The organism is Kothea flammea (assembly GCF_052161645.1).
Lineage (GTDB): Bacteria > Planctomycetota > Planctomycetia > Pirellulales > Pirellulaceae > Laterigemmans.
The window spans coordinates 5,188,979-5,206,098 of the sequence record NZ_CP197414.1 but is presented as its reverse complement, the minus strand read 5'-3'; the positions used below and the strand labels follow the sequence as shown (position 1 = coordinate 5,206,098).

The following is a 17,120-nucleotide window of genomic DNA, read 5'->3' as shown; positions in this document are numbered from 1 at the left end:
CGGTGGCTCAGAGTGTACCGCAGGGACACCGAACCGGACGTGTCCAGCGCGTTTAGCGCATCTGAGATGTGAGGTTCACCGACGACAGTTCGGGCCGACCGGTGGTAGCGTGGTTCCCGCGTCGTCTTTCGTCGCTGAGCGAAATTTGGATTCGCTGAAAGGGCAGTCTAGAACAAGTCAGTCTCACCACAACCTGGGCACGACCTCAACCGAAGCTGGCGAGGGTATTCCCGGCGGTACTGCTCTTGCTTGGTCGTGTCACCGAGTGTTTCCTGCTCGGACTGTTGTTCAGTCGGCTCAAGGCGGCATTCGGTCTCGGCTTGCTCCTTCGGATCTTCGCTTGGAGTAGGTGAGGTAGTCATTGGTTTTCAGTCTCCATGAAAAACGCTTGGCAAAGTTACTCGCAAGCGTGTATGCGCACGGGTAGCCAGAAACAGAAAAAGGCGACCAGCGAAGAGGCCCCGGAAAGCGTCTTTACGCGATCGTGCCAGCGAAGGAGCCGCAAATTAAAGTTCGTTCGGCAAGGGCGTTAAGAAAGCTGTTCTGTGAACCGCTCCCCGTCTTGCTTTGGAAGGCGAGAAGCGAATCACTTCAGCTGTTTACGGTTTTGTCCGATCAGGGCTTTTAGCCCGGCAAAAGCCACGGGATCAGATGTTTGCAGGTCAGAAAGAGTGGTGACAAAAAGTTCTAATGGAGTCTTGCCACCCCGACTATCTTTCACATCAAGCCCATCGTCCTTTTCGGCGGTGGGCTTTTTGCTTGGAATCACAGCGTTTCTCGCTCCTGCCGCAGTGTTCAAACGATGTCCTGTTCTCTGAGGGTTGATCGTCCCGCATTTCTGCAAGTCGTTGCCTCCACTCAGCTTCGCTTGGTTCAAACGGGCAATGGCTGATGCTTTCTGAACGCCGATTTGCTAGAATTCAGGCAAACCCAAGGCGACGACCATGACCGGCAATCCCGAAGAAAGCGGCAGCAGGCGTGAACGATTCCGACCCCTACGACGTGACACAGGACCAACAAGGGAACCCTATCTCCCCGGATGACGCTGCGCCCGCTCAGTCGCTCAAGCGGATTGGCCGCTATCGCATCGAAAAGGTGCTGGGCATAGGGGGCTTCGGTCTTGTCTATCTGGCGTACGATGAGCAACTGGATCGGCTGGTGGCCATCAAGGTGCCCCACGCCAAGCTGATCTCCAAGCCCGAAGATGCCGAGGCGTATTTGACCGAGGCTCGCACGGTCGCCAATCTGGATCATCCCGGCATTGTGCCGGTGCATGATGTTGGCAGCACGCAGGACTGTCCCTGCTACGTCGTCTCCAAATACATCGAAGGCACCGATCTCTCGACGAAGCTGAAACAGCAGCGGCTCAAGTACCGAGATGCTGCCGAACTGGTGGCAACCGTGGCCGAGGCGCTGCACTATGCTCACAAGCAAGGTCTGGTGCATCGAGATGTGAAGCCGGGAAACATTCTGATTGGTAAAGACGGCCAGCCTTTCGTCGTCGATTTTGGTTTGGCACTGCGAGAAGAGAACGTCGGCAAGGGACCGAAGTATGCTGGAACGCCTGCCTACATGAGTCCCGAACAGGCCCGTGGCGAAGGGCATCGGGTTGACGGTCGCAGCGACATTTTCAGTCTGGGCGTCGTGTTCTATGAACTGCTAGTAGGACGCAGACCCTTCCGAGGTGACACGCAGCCAGAACTGCTGGAGCAAATTACATCCTATGATCCTAAACCGCCTCGACAGATTCATGATCGTATTCCGAAAGAATTAGAACGCATCTGTCACAAGGCAATGGCGAAGCGAGCCTCGGAGCGATACTCGACAGCAATAGACATCGCAGAAGACCTCCACCTCTTTCTAAAAGAGCATGCACTCATTCAATCTGGAACGTCACCGGGAGGTGCGGCTCCTGTTGTTGAGGAAACCGTTGGTACACGAGGTATGTCAACCGCCGCTGATTCAAGTTCGGTGACTGATGGAGACTCGTCCGACAGCCAGCCCATCAAGATCGTCCCCAAGGGATTGCGGTCGTTTGATGCCCACGATGCCGACTTTTTTCTGGAGCTGCTCCCCGGCGCCAGAGATCGGGACGGACTGCCCGACAGTCTGCGGTTCTGGAAGACTCGGATTGAAGAGACGGATTCTGACAACACGTTCTCGGTTGGCTTGATCTACGGACCATCCGGTTGCGGCAAGTCATCGTTGGTTAAAGCGGGGCTGTTGCCTCGCCTTTCTGAAGAAGTGATCCCGGTTTACAACGAAGCCACGCCGGAAGAGACCGAATCTCGTCTGCTGCATGGTCTGCGGAAACGCTGCCCCGCACTAGGAGATAACCTGAGCCTCAAAGAGACACTGGCGGCACTCCGCCGGGGTCAAGGCATTCCGGTCGGCAAAAAAGTGCTGATCGTCCTCGACCAGTTCGAGCAATGGCTGCACGCCAAGAAGGACGAGGAAAACACCGATCTGGTGCAAGCTTTGCGGCAGTGCGATGGTGGCCGGGTGCAGTGCATAGTCATGGTGCGGGACGACTTCTGGATGGCCGTGACACGCTTTCTAAATGAGTTAGAAGTCGAACTTAGGCAGGGTCAGAATTTCGCACCCGTTGACCTGTTTCCGATTCGGCACGCAGAAAAAGTATTGGCTTCATTTGGTCGTGCCTTGCGAACACTACCCGACAACATCGGTGAAACCACCACAGAGCAAAAAGAGTTCCTCAAACAATCGGTGGCTGGTCTGGCCGACGAAGGCAAAGTCATCTGCGTTCGGCTGGCCCTGTTTGCTGAAATGATGAAGGGCAGAGCTTGGACGCCAGCAACTCTCAAAGAAGTCGGTGGAACGTCAGGAGTTGGCGTCACGTTTTTGGAGGAGATGTTTAGTTCATCATCCGCCTCCCCCAAACATCGCCTCCATCAGAAAGCGGCTCGTGCGGTTCTGAGAGACCTGCTGCCTGATTCCGGCACGGAAATCAAAGGCTATATGCGGTCCCATGCCGAGCTTTTGGAAGCCAGCGGCTACGGCAATCGCCCCAAGGACTTCGATGACCTGATCCGCATTCTCGACAGCGAAATCCGGCTCATCACGCCGACCGATCCCGAAGGCAAGGACGCCGACAATGATTCCGTGACGCAGACCGAGACGGGGCAGAAGTATTTCCAACTGACGCACGATTATCTCGTGCATTCGTTGCGGGATTGGCTGACCCGTAAACAGAAGGAAACCCGTAAGGGCCGAGCGGAACTCAAGCTGTACGATACGTCGGTGACATGGAATGCCAAGCCGGAAAACCGCTTCCTGCCTTCGTGGTGGGAACATCTTAACATCCGATTATTGACCGACAAGAAGAATTGGACCGAGCCGCAGGGGAGAATGATGGGTAAGGCCGGGCGAGTCCATGGGATACGCTCTGTGCTGGTTCTCGTAGCGTTGGTGTCCGTGGTGTTGGGCGGTGTTACGATGCGCGGCAGTATCGAGAAGAACCGTCAGAAACTTGTTGCCCAGAAGCAGGAAGAGCAGAACGATGCCGAAGCGACTCGGCTTGTGGAAGGTCTGCTGCAAGCAGACACCTCGCAAGTCAAAACGATCATCGGGAATCTGAGCGACTATCGAGAGTATGCCAAGGACGACCTGGGCAAGGCGTTTGCCGAGTCGCCAGATGATTCCAACGCCAAGGTCCATGCGGCTTTGGCAATGCTGCCTGATGACAATTCAGTCCTGCCGTTTCTCAAAAAGCGGTTGTTGACGGTTTCGCCCGCTCAGTTCCAGTCTGTGCGTGATCTGCTGGCCGATCATAAGGCGGACTTGATTGCGAATTACTGGCAGATTTCGAAGGACAACAGCCAGACCCCGGCCCGGCGTTTTCAGGCGGCTTGTGCCTTGGCGACTTACGATCCCGACAACAAGCATTGGCAAGACGAGCTGTTTGTCGAGTTCATTGCCGGTCATCTGGTGAGCGTACTACCTACGGAACTGCTGCCTTGGCGAAATGCCTTGCGTCCGATCAAAGCTCAACTCACCGCACCGCTGGCGGCGATCTACCGTGATGCCAACAAGGGCGAACAGGTCCGTGGCTTTGCTACCGATACGCTGGCCGATTACCTGAGCGACGATTCCAAGGGGCTGTTTGATCTGTTGGCCGCTGCCAACGAAAAGCAGTTTGCCCCGATGCTTGGGAAACTCACCAATCACCGGAAAAAGGCGATCACACTTGGCAACTCCGAGGTCGCCAACTCGATTCCCAAAGATGCCAGCGAAGACGACAAGGAAGCTCTAGCGATGCGTCAGGCCAACGCCGCTGTGATGCTGCTGCGAATGGATGCCGCCGAAAACGTGTGGCCGCTGTTGAAACACAGTCCCGATCCCCGTGTCCGCAGTTACATCATCCACTGGCTCAATCCACGGGGCGGCGATCCGCAGGCGATCATCGCTCACTACGAGCAGGAAACGGATGTCACGATCAAGCGGGCTTTGCTGCTGTGTCTGGGCGAGTTCGAGTTGGCGGAATCCCAACAGCAGCCATTGGTTGAGACACTGCTCGACGTATACCGCAGCGATTCCGATGCAGGGCTGCATGCCGCTGCGGAATGGCTGCTGCGACGATGGGGCGTGGTACTGCCGGACTTGCCGGTGGGTACGCCAGTTCTATCCGAGGAAGAAAGACAGAAAGCCTCCGAATTGATTTCGGACATTAACGCTACCCGGCAAGAGATTACTCGAGATGAGGCAGGACTTGCAGTTCGCCAAGCGGCGTGGGAACGCCAGATAGCCGAGCAACCGGCGGCACTGCTTGAACTAAGGAAGGGATTGCTTACTCACTATCCGCTTGACGAGAACAAAGGAAGCCAAACTGCCAATGCTGTCGAGGACCAACCGCTTGGGGAGTATGTAGGACCGACGTTGCCGCTCTGGATGCCTGGGGTAATTGGCAATGCGGTTAAGTTGAATGGAAGCGGCGGTCATTTCACCTGCGGTCAAGGATTTTCGCCTGAGCGCACGGATTCGTTTTCATACGGGTGCTGGATTTTCATTGAAGACCATCAGCGGGTGTCGGTGTTGCTTGACAAGATGGACGACGACAACAACGATCGTGGATTTGACATGCGGTTGGAAGGGTCCTTCCTTTGTGCTCGCCTTATTCATCAAAAGATTCCGGAATCTGCAAAAGACAACCAGATAAAACTGGTGTCCCGAAGCACCATAACCAGCGGGGCCTGGCACCACGTTATGGTGACGTACGATGGTTCTTCAAGTGCTGCGGGCATGTCGCTATTTGTCGATGGGCAGGTTTCTACGGCGAGTCGTCCTATTGACCATCTCTCTGCAACAATCAGGAATGAAGTGCCGTTGCAGATCGGTATGAAAGACCGAAGTTATTCGTTCCGGGGCAGGATTGATGACGTACGCCTCTACGACCGTCAGCTCAGTGGAAGGGAGGTGCATGATCTGTACTTCCTTGGACTGCGAGAGGTGGCCAAACGTCCGACTGCGGAAAGAACAGCTGAGCAGGAGACGCTGCTGAAGACGGCATACCGTCTGCACGACGAACCGTCACACCAACTGCAGGCTCAACTGGAGGCAAGGCAAGCGGCACTTCGGCAGGTCTTGGATCGAAACTGGTATGTCACAAGTCAAGGGCAAACCTTTGTGATACTCAACGCAAATGAGTTTCAGATGGGTTCACCAAACTCGGAGGCTGGCCGTCTTCCCAATGAGAGATGGCATCGTCGTAAGATTGGCAGGCAAATTGCAGTTGCAACGAAGGAACTTACGAAGGGCCAATGGCGTGTTTTCTCGGACGCTCACAAGGTCTTGCCAGCGGACGCCTATCCAAACGCATCCATCATTCCTACCGACGATTGCCCTATGGGAGCAGTCACATGGTACGAAGCCGCTCAGTACTGCAATTGGCTGAGCGAACAGGAAGGGATTCCCGAAGACCAATGGTGCTATGCGCCAAACGAAGAGGAGAAGTATGGCCCCGGCATGACGGTTAAGGAGGGGTTTTGGAAATTGACGGGATATCGGCTACCAACCGACGCAGAATGGGAATTCGCCTGCCGTGCAGGGACAATCACATCTCGTTATTACGGAATCGCTGATTCGGTGCTCAATCATTACGCCTGGTTTCAGGCAAATGGCGCTGCACGCACACACCCCGTAGGCAGTTTGAAGCCAAACGACTTTGGTATTTTTGATATGCTTGGCAATAGTGCAGAGTGGATTAACGACCCGTATGGGCGTCACCCATCCAGTGAAGAGGGTTCAGCGACTCTCGGGGACACCCAATCTACCGTCACTTTTTCACCCTTCTTTGGCACGGTGAAGGAGGGAGACTATCGAATGCGTCGTGGCGGTTCCTACAACTCACATCCCTCGGAACTTCGTTGCGCAGATTCAAGTCTTGGGCAAGTGCTGGGGCGTGGTAGCGGTTACGGTATTCGCCTTGTCAGAACTTACCCCGTCTCTCCTGAGTAGCAATTGCCAGCCACAACTGGAGCGTCCGACACTTCCTTGAGGGCACAAGGCGAACTCCCAATTCGCCCGACGAATTCCGAATTCGCCCAATAGAAATGTAGAGGGACACCAATCTCACGCCGCCATCACCAACCTCACCACGTCGCCATCCCACTCGGCGACGGAGGCGAGAAATAGTTCAGCTGGGCTTCTGAACTCTCGACTGAGATTAATGGAGACTCTCTCTCGCGGGTCTATCGGAGCCCACAATTTCCGGCGTTTCCGCCGTTATTTCTTGACGCGACCGTTTCAAGCGTCCCGCTTATGCGAGAAGCGGTTCTTGCTCGACTCGGGTAAGTTGTTTTGGCGAAATGCCTCAGGTAGGTAAGATTCCTTCGCCGCGTTCGGAAAGTCGTTTGCTTGGCGGTAGCCGAAACCGCCTTGCCCCCAGGCTCCCCTTGCCGTCGCTGACGGACAGCGCGGCGACGGAATTCGCGGTCGCTACGAGGAACTTCTGGTGCCAACCTTTCTTGTCCTGCTGGATTGTTTTCATTGCGTTGGCTTCCGGCTCGCGCGATATTATGCTAGGTCCACTTCTCAGTCGTTGTTTTTGGGATGAGACGCCCCGCTTTGGGGCAATGGGCTGCTCAGCACTTGCTCGTTGAACGAAGTAGCTCCGACGCCGAATCCTCGACACGCGAAGGCCGAGCGAAGATGGCCTTTGTGAGTCCGATCTGGCAAAATACGAGCACCGATGCATCGCAATTTGTGAATGAGGTGTGAGATAGCAGCGGATGACCTCGATGTTCGAGCGGTTCCGATCTTAAAATCAATTCCGAGCGAGGCGGTAGAACCCGATGACTTCCAACACCGATCAGAACCTGTTGTTCGGCATCATCGCCCTGCAAATGGGCTTTGTTCGCCGAGACCAGTTGGTGGCGGCAACTAGCACTTGGCTGACCGACAAGTCGCGGCAATTGGCAGAAATATTGGTCGAGCAGGGCGCCCTGAGTGACGCGGATCACAAGTTGCTCGCGCCGCTCGTGGCCCGACATATTGAAAACCACGGCGGCGATCCGCAACGCAGCTTGGCGGCACTCAGTAGTGTTGAAGAAGTCGCTGATGAGCTTCGGTCGCTCGGCGATGATGGCATTGAGGCGACACTATCCATCGTTGGGAGCGATCTGACAAAACTGTACAAAGAAGCATTTGTTCCGAGCTCAGTGGCATCTTCCACAACAAACTCCTTGCCCCGCGACGCGACGGATCGCCGCTTTCGCGTACTCCGCTCGCACGCCAGAGGAGGCTTGGGCGAAGTCTTTGTCGCCAAAGATATTGAATTGAATCGCGAAGTGGCGTTGAAAGAAATCCAAACCAAATATGCCGATGATGAAAACAGTCGTTTGCGGTTCTTGCTGGAGGCGGAAGTCACCGGCGGGTTGGAGCACCCCGGAATCGTGCCTGTTTATGGCTTGGGGCGGTATGAAGATGGTCGACCTTTCTATGCCATGCGATTCATCAAAGGAGACAGTCTTCAGGGGGCAGTAGACCGTTTTCATGGCAACCCTAAAACTGATACCAAGAAGGGTGAAAATGAGGATGCGAGCAATCAGAATTTTAATGGCCTCGAATTCCGCAAGTTGCTCGGTCGGTTCATCGATGTGTGCCAGGCAATCGAGTATGCCCACAGTCGTGGCGTACTCCATCGAGATCTAAAACCTGGAAACATTATGCTGGGTAAATATGGCGAGACCCTCGTCGTCGACTGGGGGCTAGCCAAAGCCCAAGGACGCGATGAAGAGGGCAAGACGGAGTCTGAAACGACACTGCGTCCCCGATCGGCCAGCGGGAGCGCGGCGACCATGATGGGAAGCGCGATTGGGACCCCGGCGTTTATGCCACCCGAGCAGGCTGCCGGAGATCTCGAACGTCTCGGCCCGGCGAGCGATGTGTATTCATTGGGCGCGACGTTGTACTACTTGCTCACCGGAAGGCCACCATTCCAAGGCAAGGACCTAACGAAGTTGCTTGCCAATGTTAAGTCGGGCAATTTCCCATCACCGAATAGAATCCAGGCCAATGCTCCCAGAGCGTTAACCGCGATCTGCCTCAAAGCGATGACTGTGCGTCCGCAAGACCGGTATGCAAGTCCTCAGAGTCTTGCCGAGGATGTCGAGCGATTTCTTGCCGATGAGACCGTCAGTGTATTCCGCGAACCGGTCTGGCAACGGGCGAGGCGTTGGGGCCGTAAACACCCTGCCGTTTTCGCTTCGACCGCAGCTGTTATCTCGCTCTCCGTGATTGGGCTCGGCGTGTTCTCCACGATGCTCAAGGGTAAGAATGCAGAGTTAGCCAAGCTTGTCGCGTCGTTGCGTGAGTCGAACGTCCGAGAAACAACAGCCCGCAATCTCGCCGAAGCGAATGAACAAGCGGCAGTTGCACAAAGCCAACTAGCCTACTCCACCCTGTACTCTGTCGTCGGAGATCTACAACTCGAACTTCGCAACGTCCCTGGGGCTGCGAAAGTACGCCGTCGCATTTTGCAAACCTCCCTGCCCAAACTCGATGAAATCGCTACCGAATTCGTGTCGGCGGAGAACGTCGATGCGGAAACGGCTTGGGTGCTGATCAACCTCGGCGATTTATCCCTCGAGCTGATTTTAGACGACGAATCAAAGGCTGATACGTCCCCGACTGCAGGCACGGAAAGTAACGGTCCCACCGCACCGATTGATCTGGCAGCGAAGTTCTACCAACGTGCACTGGCCATCTCGCAGCGGCTAGTCAGGGAGAACCCAGACAATGTTAACGCCCGCTCAAAAATAGCTCTGGCGTATGATCGTATCGCTAGCATAGCAAGTCGTCGTGGAGATACCAACGAAGCACTGGCCGCCTATGAAAAGAGTCTTGATCACGCGCAAAAGATCGCAACCGACCATCCAAGCAGTGATGATGGTCAACTCACTCTGGCAAGAGCGCTCATGTTGTTGGGCGATTTTTATGTCTCGGTGTACCGTAAAGCACCGGAGGATCCAAATTATCGTGGAAACGCTGAAGCATATGCACGAAAGTCGGTTGACATCAATGAAACGCTCGTCAAGAAGCTTCCTGACAACCAGGACGCGCAACAGGACTTAGCACTCGCCTATCTGAGAATGGGATCGGTGATTTCCATTGCCGGAGAATCGGCGGCTGCCCTCCCATGGTTCGAACAGGCTGAAGAGGTGCTCAGCCAACTTCTTGCTCTCGATGCAACCAATGTTCGGATGCGCAGAAATTGGGGCGCAACACTGGATCGGATTTTGATCGCACAAAGAAGATTAGGAAGGCTGGAAGATGCTTGTGATACCGCCCAGAAAATTTGCGCCATCGCGGAAGAGCTCGCCAAGGACAACGCGGGCAATCTACGAGACCAGGAAAACTTAGGAAGCGCCTACCACAATCTTGCTTTGGTTCACTCCACGCTGAAGCAATGGGATCAGGCACTCGTTGCTTCTCAGAAGAGTATCGATATTTATTCACGCTTGGTAGAAACCCTTCCCAACGACCGTGTTGCTCAATCTGCACTGGCTTCGGTTTATCGCAGATATTCTTGGATTCAATCAAATCGAAATAACTGGAGGGAAGCGCTCGCCTCGCGTCAACGGGCCATTGCTATCCAGACGACCCTGGCGCAGGAGTCGCCCGACGACATAGCAATCAATTCAGCGTTGGCGTATGACCTTCAAATTGCTGCAGAAATAAATCTCAAGCATGGGCAAAGCAACGCGGCAATGGCGGCTTTAGATTCAGGCATTAAGGCGATGGATGCCTTTCTCGAACGGGCACCAGACAACGCAAAGGTACTGAAACTGCAGACCATGCTAAGATTCCAGCTCGGCCAAGCCTATCAAAGTTCGCACCAATATGACGCCGCCTCCGACGAGTACGAACTGGCGATTACATTGGGACAAAAAGTGCTTGATGCTGGGCTCGACGACTCACAGACAAGAATCAACGTGACGATGGCCGAGCACTATGCGGCCGAAACTCAATATATCGGTGATATTGTCCTTGGTGAATGGTCTCAACTCTTGGAGCAGTCGCAGGATGAGTTGCCGGCGATGCTGAATTTTCGCGCGAACGTCTTCATACATCGCCGACAGTATGCCGCAGCGGTTGAGGCGGCTAGCAAGGTGCGCGATCTCGAGACGGTCGATCCCGTCGAACTTTACAACTCTGCTTGCCTGCTCTGTCGATGCGCCGCTTCCATCGATGTAGTGGACGAAGATGCGGCAATTAACGCAAGCCAGAAGGAAGCTTGGATTGCCGACGCAATCGCAAGCCTCAAGGCGGCCATTGCTGCTGGCTTTGACGACCTGGAGACGATGCAAAACGACGAGGACCTCGCCGAAATTCGAGAACATCCAGAGTTTAAGGCCCTCATCTCCAAGTAAAATTGCTTGCACCGTTTTTCGATCGGTTGCGTTATAAAGTAAGACCAATCCTGCGATGACCTGGACGCGTGTTCTGCGGGCCGGTCGTGATAACGTCAGAGACAATCGAAACCGACTCCGGCCCAAAGTACAATGCTTAGATCGTCGCCGATTTATTTTCGTATTTTGGAGTGGAAGTCATGAAAATCACTGGTATGGTCCGCACAACTTTCCGACTCGGATTCTGGCTCGGTGGGATTTTGTTCTTGAGCGGAATCGCTGATGCTGCGGACCATCCCGCATTTCAGCCAGTCAAAGAGCTTTTTGCCGCGATGTCTAAACACGACGGCAAGGCAATGCAGAAGACCGCAACGGAGGACTTCCAATTGCTCGAGCATGGCGAAGACTGGACGATGCAGCAACTCGTGGATGCGGTCCAGCCGAAGGGCGAACCTTACGTGCGTAAGAACTTTTTCAGCCAGATCAGAGCTCGACAGCAGGGCCCCGTGGCTTGGGTGAGTTATTGGAACAAGGCAGAGATCAGTCGCGATAGCGGACAGCGGACCGTCGTTTGGCTTGAAAGCGCAGTGATGGTCAAGGAAGGCGAACGCTGGAAAGTCCAACTCTTACATTCGACTCGGTTGGACCCAGACAAGCACCCAGTCAATATTAAGTGGGTTCAGTTTGAGGCAACCCCATAACTCCTAATGAGTCGTCGACGGTCAGCGCGCCAAGTGTTACCGGTTACCAATCAGATTATGACTATAGCCGCTGGCGATCTATGACTACTGGAATTTCGTCTCAGAGTACAGCTGCCTAGCCAATCAGTTTCCCGGTTTGGATAGCACCCTCGATCGATCGACGCGCCCCCCCGAAAGGCGATGGGTCATTGACAAGAATAAACACTGTCCTCGTATTAATCCGGCCCATAATTTACACGGAGTGCTTTGACATGTTCGGTTCAGCAAACAGCAAAGAAAAGTTGCAAGAAAAATACAACAAATTAATGCAGGAGTCCTTTGACCTCTCGACAGTCAATCGCAAGAAAAGTGATCTAAAGCGAGCCGAAGCAGAAGAGATCGGCAGGCAACTCGATGAACTGGAAAAGCAGTCTTAACGGTCTCATTGAGTCGACGAACTAAGCCTTGGAATAGACATACCACCTGCGGACCTAGGCCACGGAGGTGGCGGGGGGGGGCTACCTGCTAGCCTCGCTCGCGGTTGTTACAATAGCCGTTGACATTGGCCGGTCTGGCGAATGGATTTGACGTTCTTCTATCCGCTGATTGAGTCCGCATCATGGTCCGCTGGGCGTCCCTTCTCGCGATTTTGTTCGCTCACTTGTTCGCCGTCATCCACACGTCTCTAGCGGCGGAAACGCCCGGTGAAAACGATCTTTGGCGTGCCGCCGCCGGGGGCGATTTGCCTCGCGTGCAAGCGTGTCTTGATGCTGACGTGCCAGTTGATGCGGCAAATCGATACGGCGTGACCGCGCTGCTGCTGGCAGTTGAACATAGCCATCCAGAGATCGCCGAGTTGTTGCTGGAGAAAGGAGCCAACCCCAGCGTGAGAGATCGATTTTATGGATTTACGCCTATGAGCTGGGCGGTGATCCGCAAACAACATGCGACGATCACTGAACTCGTTAATGCGGGCGCAGATGACTCAATAGCGACCCTCAGCAGGGCAATTCAACAAAATAAGACAGAGGTGGTCTCGGCAATCTTGGCTGCCCACACTTTGGATAATGATGCTATTCGCAATGCGGCCATCTTAGCTCGTGCTCAGAAGCGAACGCAGCTGCTCGAGCAATTGCTAGAAAACTTGCCGCAGGACATGCGCGAACTGCCAGCGGTCGATCCCGAGACGCTCGATGAATTCGTGGGCTACTTTGAGGATAAACAAGGCCAAGGATTGCTGGTTTCCGCCAGCGACCAAACACTGGCCTTCAAATTAGGCGACATCGGCTCCAAGCAAACTGTCTATCAAACCGCCGACGATCAGTTCGAGGCGGGCCTCACCAAATTGGTCTTCAAGCGAGATAATGATGGCAAAATCGTCGGGCTGACGCGGCATTTTCGCACCGACCGCAATCAGTTTTCCCGCATTGCCGACACCCCGCCCGCAGATAAACCTAATGATGTCGCAACGGGTGAAGAAGAATTTGACATCGATCGAGATTGGCTCGCCGAAGTTCCAGAGAGTTTTCGCGACGACTATCAATTCGAGAATACACCTTGGTCGGGGTTTCGCGGTTACTTAGCTCGAGGCATCAGCAGCGACGCCAACATCCCTACCGACTGGGATCTTTCCACGGGAAGAAATCTGGCTTGGAAGGCTTCCATTCCCGGCTTGGCCAACTCCTGTCCGATTGTTTGGGAAGATCGTATCTACCTCACCACGGCGGTCAGCAAGAACGAGCAAGCGAGTGGTTTTTCAACGGGGCTCTCCGGCGATGTTGCTTCGGTGACTGAAGCCGATCCGTGGTCGTTTCGCTTGCTTTGCTTGGATCTCAAGTCTGGCGAGCTGATTTGGGAGCGGGAGGCGTACGAGGGAATCCCAGCAGTCAAACGCCACGCCAAAAGTAGTCACGCGAATGCCACACCGGTCACTGACGGGCGTCTGATCGTAGCCAGCTTTGGCACCGAAGGTGTTTACTGTTATGACACCGATGGTAACCAAGTTTGGAAGCGAGATTTGGGCTTGCTCGATAGCGGTTGGTTCTACGACCGCACGTATCAGTGGGGCTTTGGTAGTAGCCCCTGCTTAGTCGATAACCGACTTATCTTGCAGTGCGACATCCAAGACCAAAGTTTTCTAATTGCTTTAGATTTTGAAACCGGTGAGACTATTTGGAAGACTGATCGTGAAGAGATTCCCACTTGGGGCTCGCCGGTCGCATACACGACGCCCACTGGCACGCCAATCGTGGTGGTCAGCGGCACGCAAGCCAATGCCGCTTATGATAGTCGCGACGGGCGCGAGTTATGGCGAGTGGGTGGGTTTTCTGAAATCGTTGCCCCCACCCCGCAGGTAACGCCTTCGGGAGTGTTGTTAGCGAGTGGCTATTCACCGGTCCAACCATTGGCAATGGTCGCGGCCGACGCCGAAGGGCAACTAGAATTGCGAGAAGTCGAAGAGCCGGCGGATGACTTTGTCTGGGCCAAACTTCGCGGTGGGCCCTACATGTCGACTCCAATTATCCACAACGGTTTGCTGTATGTATGCAGCACCAACGGCGTGCTTGATTGCTACGTTGCGGCAACGGGGCGCCGACTGTACAAAGAACGGATTCGCGGGCAGGGTGCGTCCAGCTTTACCGGTTCCCCCGTGGCATCGGCCAACCACACCTACTTTCCCAGCGAACAAGGTGTCATCAAAATTGTTCGCAGCGGCCCAAAGTTTGAACTCATCGGTTCCCCTTCTATTGATGAAGCAACCCTCTCAACTCCGGCGATCAGCCAAGGTTATCTGCTGATCCGCGGCGAACGACATTTGTTCGCATTTAAAAACGAGTCACGGTAAGCTTTCCAACCGGCCTAATGTCGGTTTCCCCACGCAGCGAATAACAACTTTAACACGAGTTCCGTGATGCCGATCAAGTTGCCAGTATGGTGTTGTCTTTTACTCTTTTCGGCCTTACCGCTGGCTGCGGAGCAAGTGCAACTGCCTGCGATCGCTGACAACTCGATTGTCATGGTCGACGGCGAATGGGAATTAAATGGAGGTGCCCAAGGGAGGATCCGCATTAAGGGTAACCAACACATCGTGGCGATGCAGTTTGATACATCGGCGATCGTTGGCAAGACGATTGAAAAAGCCACGTTGGTTTGTTTTCAAGGTGAGCAGTCAATCTCCGCGGTGAGCATTTCCACGATTGCCACACCTTGGGATGAACATCGTTCCAGCGCGCTGACGGCGGGACGCGATGACGTCATCGATTGGGGCTACGTTGGGGCACGTTTTCCGGCGGTCTGTGGCGGAAACAGCCACACTCTTGTGGAGCAAGCCAACTCGGTGCTTCGAGATGGAAAATACCATTGGGAAATTCCGGCCGATATGGTGCACGTCATGGCGCTCGGGATTTCACACGGCTTGGCCATTCACGAACACGCCGCCGATTACAGTCGCAATCCCACCATCTTTGCCCGTGAACAGGCTGCCAAGAAACCTTATTTGTTAGTCGAAGTCGCTGATGAACCAGCGGCTCCACCGGAGCCAGCAACAAACCTCAAGCTAACATCGTCAACTGGCGACTCGGCCCGCTTGAGTTTCATCGCCCCGTCACAAGGTTTCGCGTATCAAGTAACCGTTAATCGACAACCGTTGGGCAGGCACAATATTCCCTTGGTAGTCGCTAACAGCCAACAATCGATTCCCCTGCGAGACTTGCCATTTTCACTGGACGCGGCCGCCGCGTGCGAGATCGAGGTGGTTACGATTAATCGAACGGGGCAACAATCTGAGGCTGTCGTGCTGAGCGATCGCATTTCTAGTCCCACTAAGGTTGAAAAGCCTGACGTACAATTTCATGCAAAACACGCGGAACCGGTGCCCAACCTGAGTGTCATTCCGGTTACCGATAAATATGATGCAACCGCCGCGGCGGTTGGCTCGTTGCCGAACGACTATCGCACGCATAATCCCATTTATGACGGCCGCACGGTACGACTGACCGCTGCGGCTGGTGAGGTGGTTGGCTTGCAACTGCTGTTGCGTGGCCAGGAGGAACAGCCTGTTTCCGTGAGGTTGACGATGGATCAGCCGCAGTTGCGGATTGATCTGTATCAAGCGGCTTATGTGATGGCCAACGGCCGCAGTATTCCCGATCCGCTGTTGCCTTTACCCGACTCCATTCGCTTGCGGAAAGACTCCGATCAAGTCGTTGTGGTGGATATCTTTATTCCGTTTGACGCCAGCGCCGGGCTACGTCGCGGAGAACTGACTGTTTCCGACGGTCGAATGATCCCGATTGAGATTTCCGTACAGCCTTTCGCATTGCCGCGTGAGGCTAGTTTTTTTTGCGAGATGAACAGTTACGGTCTCCCTGATCACGTCAGTGATTATTATGCCTTGCAGCGGGTCGCTTATGATCATCGCGTGCATGCTAACGTGCTGCATTATTCACATCACACGGCCGCTCCGGGGGCGCGAAAGAGTTCGCTCGATATGCGTTTGCGTTCCGGCCGCCGGATGGACAACAAACGATATGATGACATTCAACCAGGCGACACCGCGGCATTCTGGGATGACTTCAGCGAAGCTTTTGGCCCCGTCCTGGACGGATCGTTGTTTCAAGACGGACATCGTGGCCCGCTGCCTGTGCCCGGTTTTTATTTGACGTTTCATGAAAGCTGGCCACTGAATTGCCGCGCGTTCTTTAATGGCAACCCCGACGCTTACTTGGCTTTTGCAGACCAACCTGCTTACGCGCGGACTTACGTCAACATTCTCAAAGATTTTGCTCAGCTAGCCGATGCCAAGGGCTGGCACAAAGCGGGCTTTCAAGTTTACTTCAACAACAAAGGGTCGCTCGATGAGCCCACCAAGGCCCCTTGGATTCTCGATGAACCGTCCAGTTATTGGGATTATCGAGCGCTGCGGTTTTACGGCGAGTTGACCGATCAAGGGCGTGAGCGTGAGCGAGATTTGGCATCCACCGCGCGGATTGATTACCGCATCGATATCTCTCGCCCCGAGTACACCCGCGGTGAATTGGATGACCGCGACGATCTGTGGATCGTTTCCACCTCAGCTTTCCAAAACTACCGCCGGTTGGTAACCGACCGTTTGGAGCTGGACGGATTACGGGCTTGGGTTTACGGTACTTCCAATCAGATCCACGATAGCAATCGCAACATTCAAGCTTGGGCGCTTGATGCTTGGCAATCTGGAGCCACGGGAATTGTGCCTTGGCAGACTGTTGATAAGAGTGGACGGGCGCTCCGTGAAGCCGATCAATTGGGAATCTTTATTTTTGATCAAAACACCGAGGGCGAGACGGTGATTCGTCATTCGCTTCGCTTGAAGGCTTATCGCGAAGCCCAGCAGCTAATTGAGTACCTGAATCTCGTCAAGCAACGTCGGGGATGGTCGCAGGCCCAAATGCGAAGTTTTGTCGAGCAGTATGTTGACTTGAATGCGACCGTTCAGCAGACAAACACGGAGGACGCTGGTACCACCGGTTTCGCACGCTTGCAGGCCGGCGGGCTCGAGCGACTGCGGTTGGCCGCCGTGGCTTTGCTGCAGTGA

Annotated in this window: 9 protein-coding genes; 6 read left to right on the top strand and 3 right to left on the bottom strand. The window is 54.5% G+C overall.

All coding sequences use genetic code 11. The features are described from left to right. Positions 1-167 precede the first annotated feature (167 nt). Together SH139x_RS19420 and SH139x_RS19415 are read right to left on the bottom strand one after the other, a co-directional pair. Positions 168-362 (bottom strand): hypothetical protein, encoded by a 195-nt coding sequence (locus SH139x_RS19420; protein WP_488351425.1) that lies wholly within the window; start codon positions 360-362, stop codon positions 168-170. A 224-nt stretch (positions 363-586) separates the two neighbouring features. Further along, the gene (locus SH139x_RS19415) at positions 587-769 is read right to left on the bottom strand and encodes a hypothetical protein (RefSeq protein ID WP_488351424.1); all 183 of its coding nucleotides are present in this window, start codon (positions 767-769) and stop codon (positions 587-589) included. 209 nt (positions 770-978) lie between these two features. On the opposite strand from SH139x_RS19415, the gene SH139x_RS19410 reads away from it, so the two are divergent. Then, positions 979-6,474 carry a protein kinase domain-containing protein gene (locus SH139x_RS19410; protein ID WP_488351423.1) on the top strand — a complete coding sequence of 1,832 codons (5,496 nt, stop codon included), beginning with the start codon at positions 979-981 and terminating at the stop codon, positions 6,472-6,474. A gap of 355 nt (positions 6,475-6,829) precedes the next feature. Here the strand turns inward: SH139x_RS19410 and SH139x_RS19405 are convergent, their stop codons facing one another. Beyond that, the gene (locus tag SH139x_RS19405; protein ID WP_488351422.1) at positions 6,830-7,006 is read right to left on the bottom strand and encodes a hypothetical protein; all 177 of its coding nucleotides are present in this window, start codon (positions 7,004-7,006) and stop codon (positions 6,830-6,832) included. Positions 7,007-7,310: 304 nt separating this feature from the next. On the opposite strand from SH139x_RS19405, the gene SH139x_RS19400 reads away from it, so the two are divergent. The 5 genes from SH139x_RS19400 (at position 7,311) to SH139x_RS19380 (ending at position 17,120) form a co-directional block, all read left to right on the top strand. After that, on the top strand, positions 7,311-10,889 hold the full coding sequence (locus SH139x_RS19400) for a protein kinase domain-containing protein (RefSeq protein WP_488351421.1): 3,579 nt from the start codon (positions 7,311-7,313) through the stop codon (positions 10,887-10,889). 179 nt (positions 10,890-11,068) lie between these two features. Next, the gene (locus SH139x_RS19395) at positions 11,069-11,569 is read left to right on the top strand and encodes a nuclear transport factor 2 family protein (protein WP_488351420.1); all 501 of its coding nucleotides are present in this window, start codon (positions 11,069-11,071) and stop codon (positions 11,567-11,569) included. Positions 11,570-11,820: 251 nt separating this feature from the next. Further along, positions 11,821-11,985: a Lacal_2735 family protein gene (locus SH139x_RS19390; protein WP_488351419.1), complete on the top strand. Its 165-nt coding sequence runs from the start codon at positions 11,821-11,823 to the stop codon at positions 11,983-11,985. A 182-nt stretch (positions 11,986-12,167) separates the two neighbouring features. Continuing rightward, positions 12,168-14,393 (top strand): outer membrane protein assembly factor BamB family protein, encoded by a 2,226-nt coding sequence (locus tag SH139x_RS19385; protein WP_488351418.1) that lies wholly within the window; start codon positions 12,168-12,170, stop codon positions 14,391-14,393. Positions 14,394-14,459: 66 nt separating this feature from the next. Next, on the top strand, positions 14,460-17,120 hold the full coding sequence (locus SH139x_RS19380; RefSeq protein WP_488351417.1) for a hypothetical protein: 2,661 nt from the start codon (positions 14,460-14,462) through the stop codon (positions 17,118-17,120).

Bases quoted from the DNA above. Each gene is read 5' to 3' on its own strand.
- SH139x_RS19405 (WP_488351422.1), bottom strand. From the start codon at position 7,006: ATGAAAACAATCCAGCAGGACAAGAAAGGTTGGCACCAGAAGTTCCTC.
- SH139x_RS19400 (WP_488351421.1), top strand. From the start codon at position 7,311: ATGACTTCCAACACCGATCAGAACCTGTTGTTCGGCATCATCGCCCTG.
- SH139x_RS19380 (WP_488351417.1), top strand. From the start codon at position 14,460: ATGCCGATCAAGTTGCCAGTATGGTGTTGTCTTTTACTCTTTTCGGCC.
- SH139x_RS19420 (WP_488351425.1), bottom strand. From the start codon at position 362: ATGACTACCTCACCTACTCCAAGCGAAGATCCGAAGGAGCAAGCCGAG.
- SH139x_RS19390 (WP_488351419.1), top strand. From the start codon at position 11,821: ATGTTCGGTTCAGCAAACAGCAAAGAAAAGTTGCAAGAAAAATACAAC.
- SH139x_RS19395 (WP_488351420.1), top strand. From the start codon at position 11,069: ATGAAAATCACTGGTATGGTCCGCACAACTTTCCGACTCGGATTCTGG.
- SH139x_RS19385 (WP_488351418.1), top strand. From the start codon at position 12,168: ATGGTCCGCTGGGCGTCCCTTCTCGCGATTTTGTTCGCTCACTTGTTC.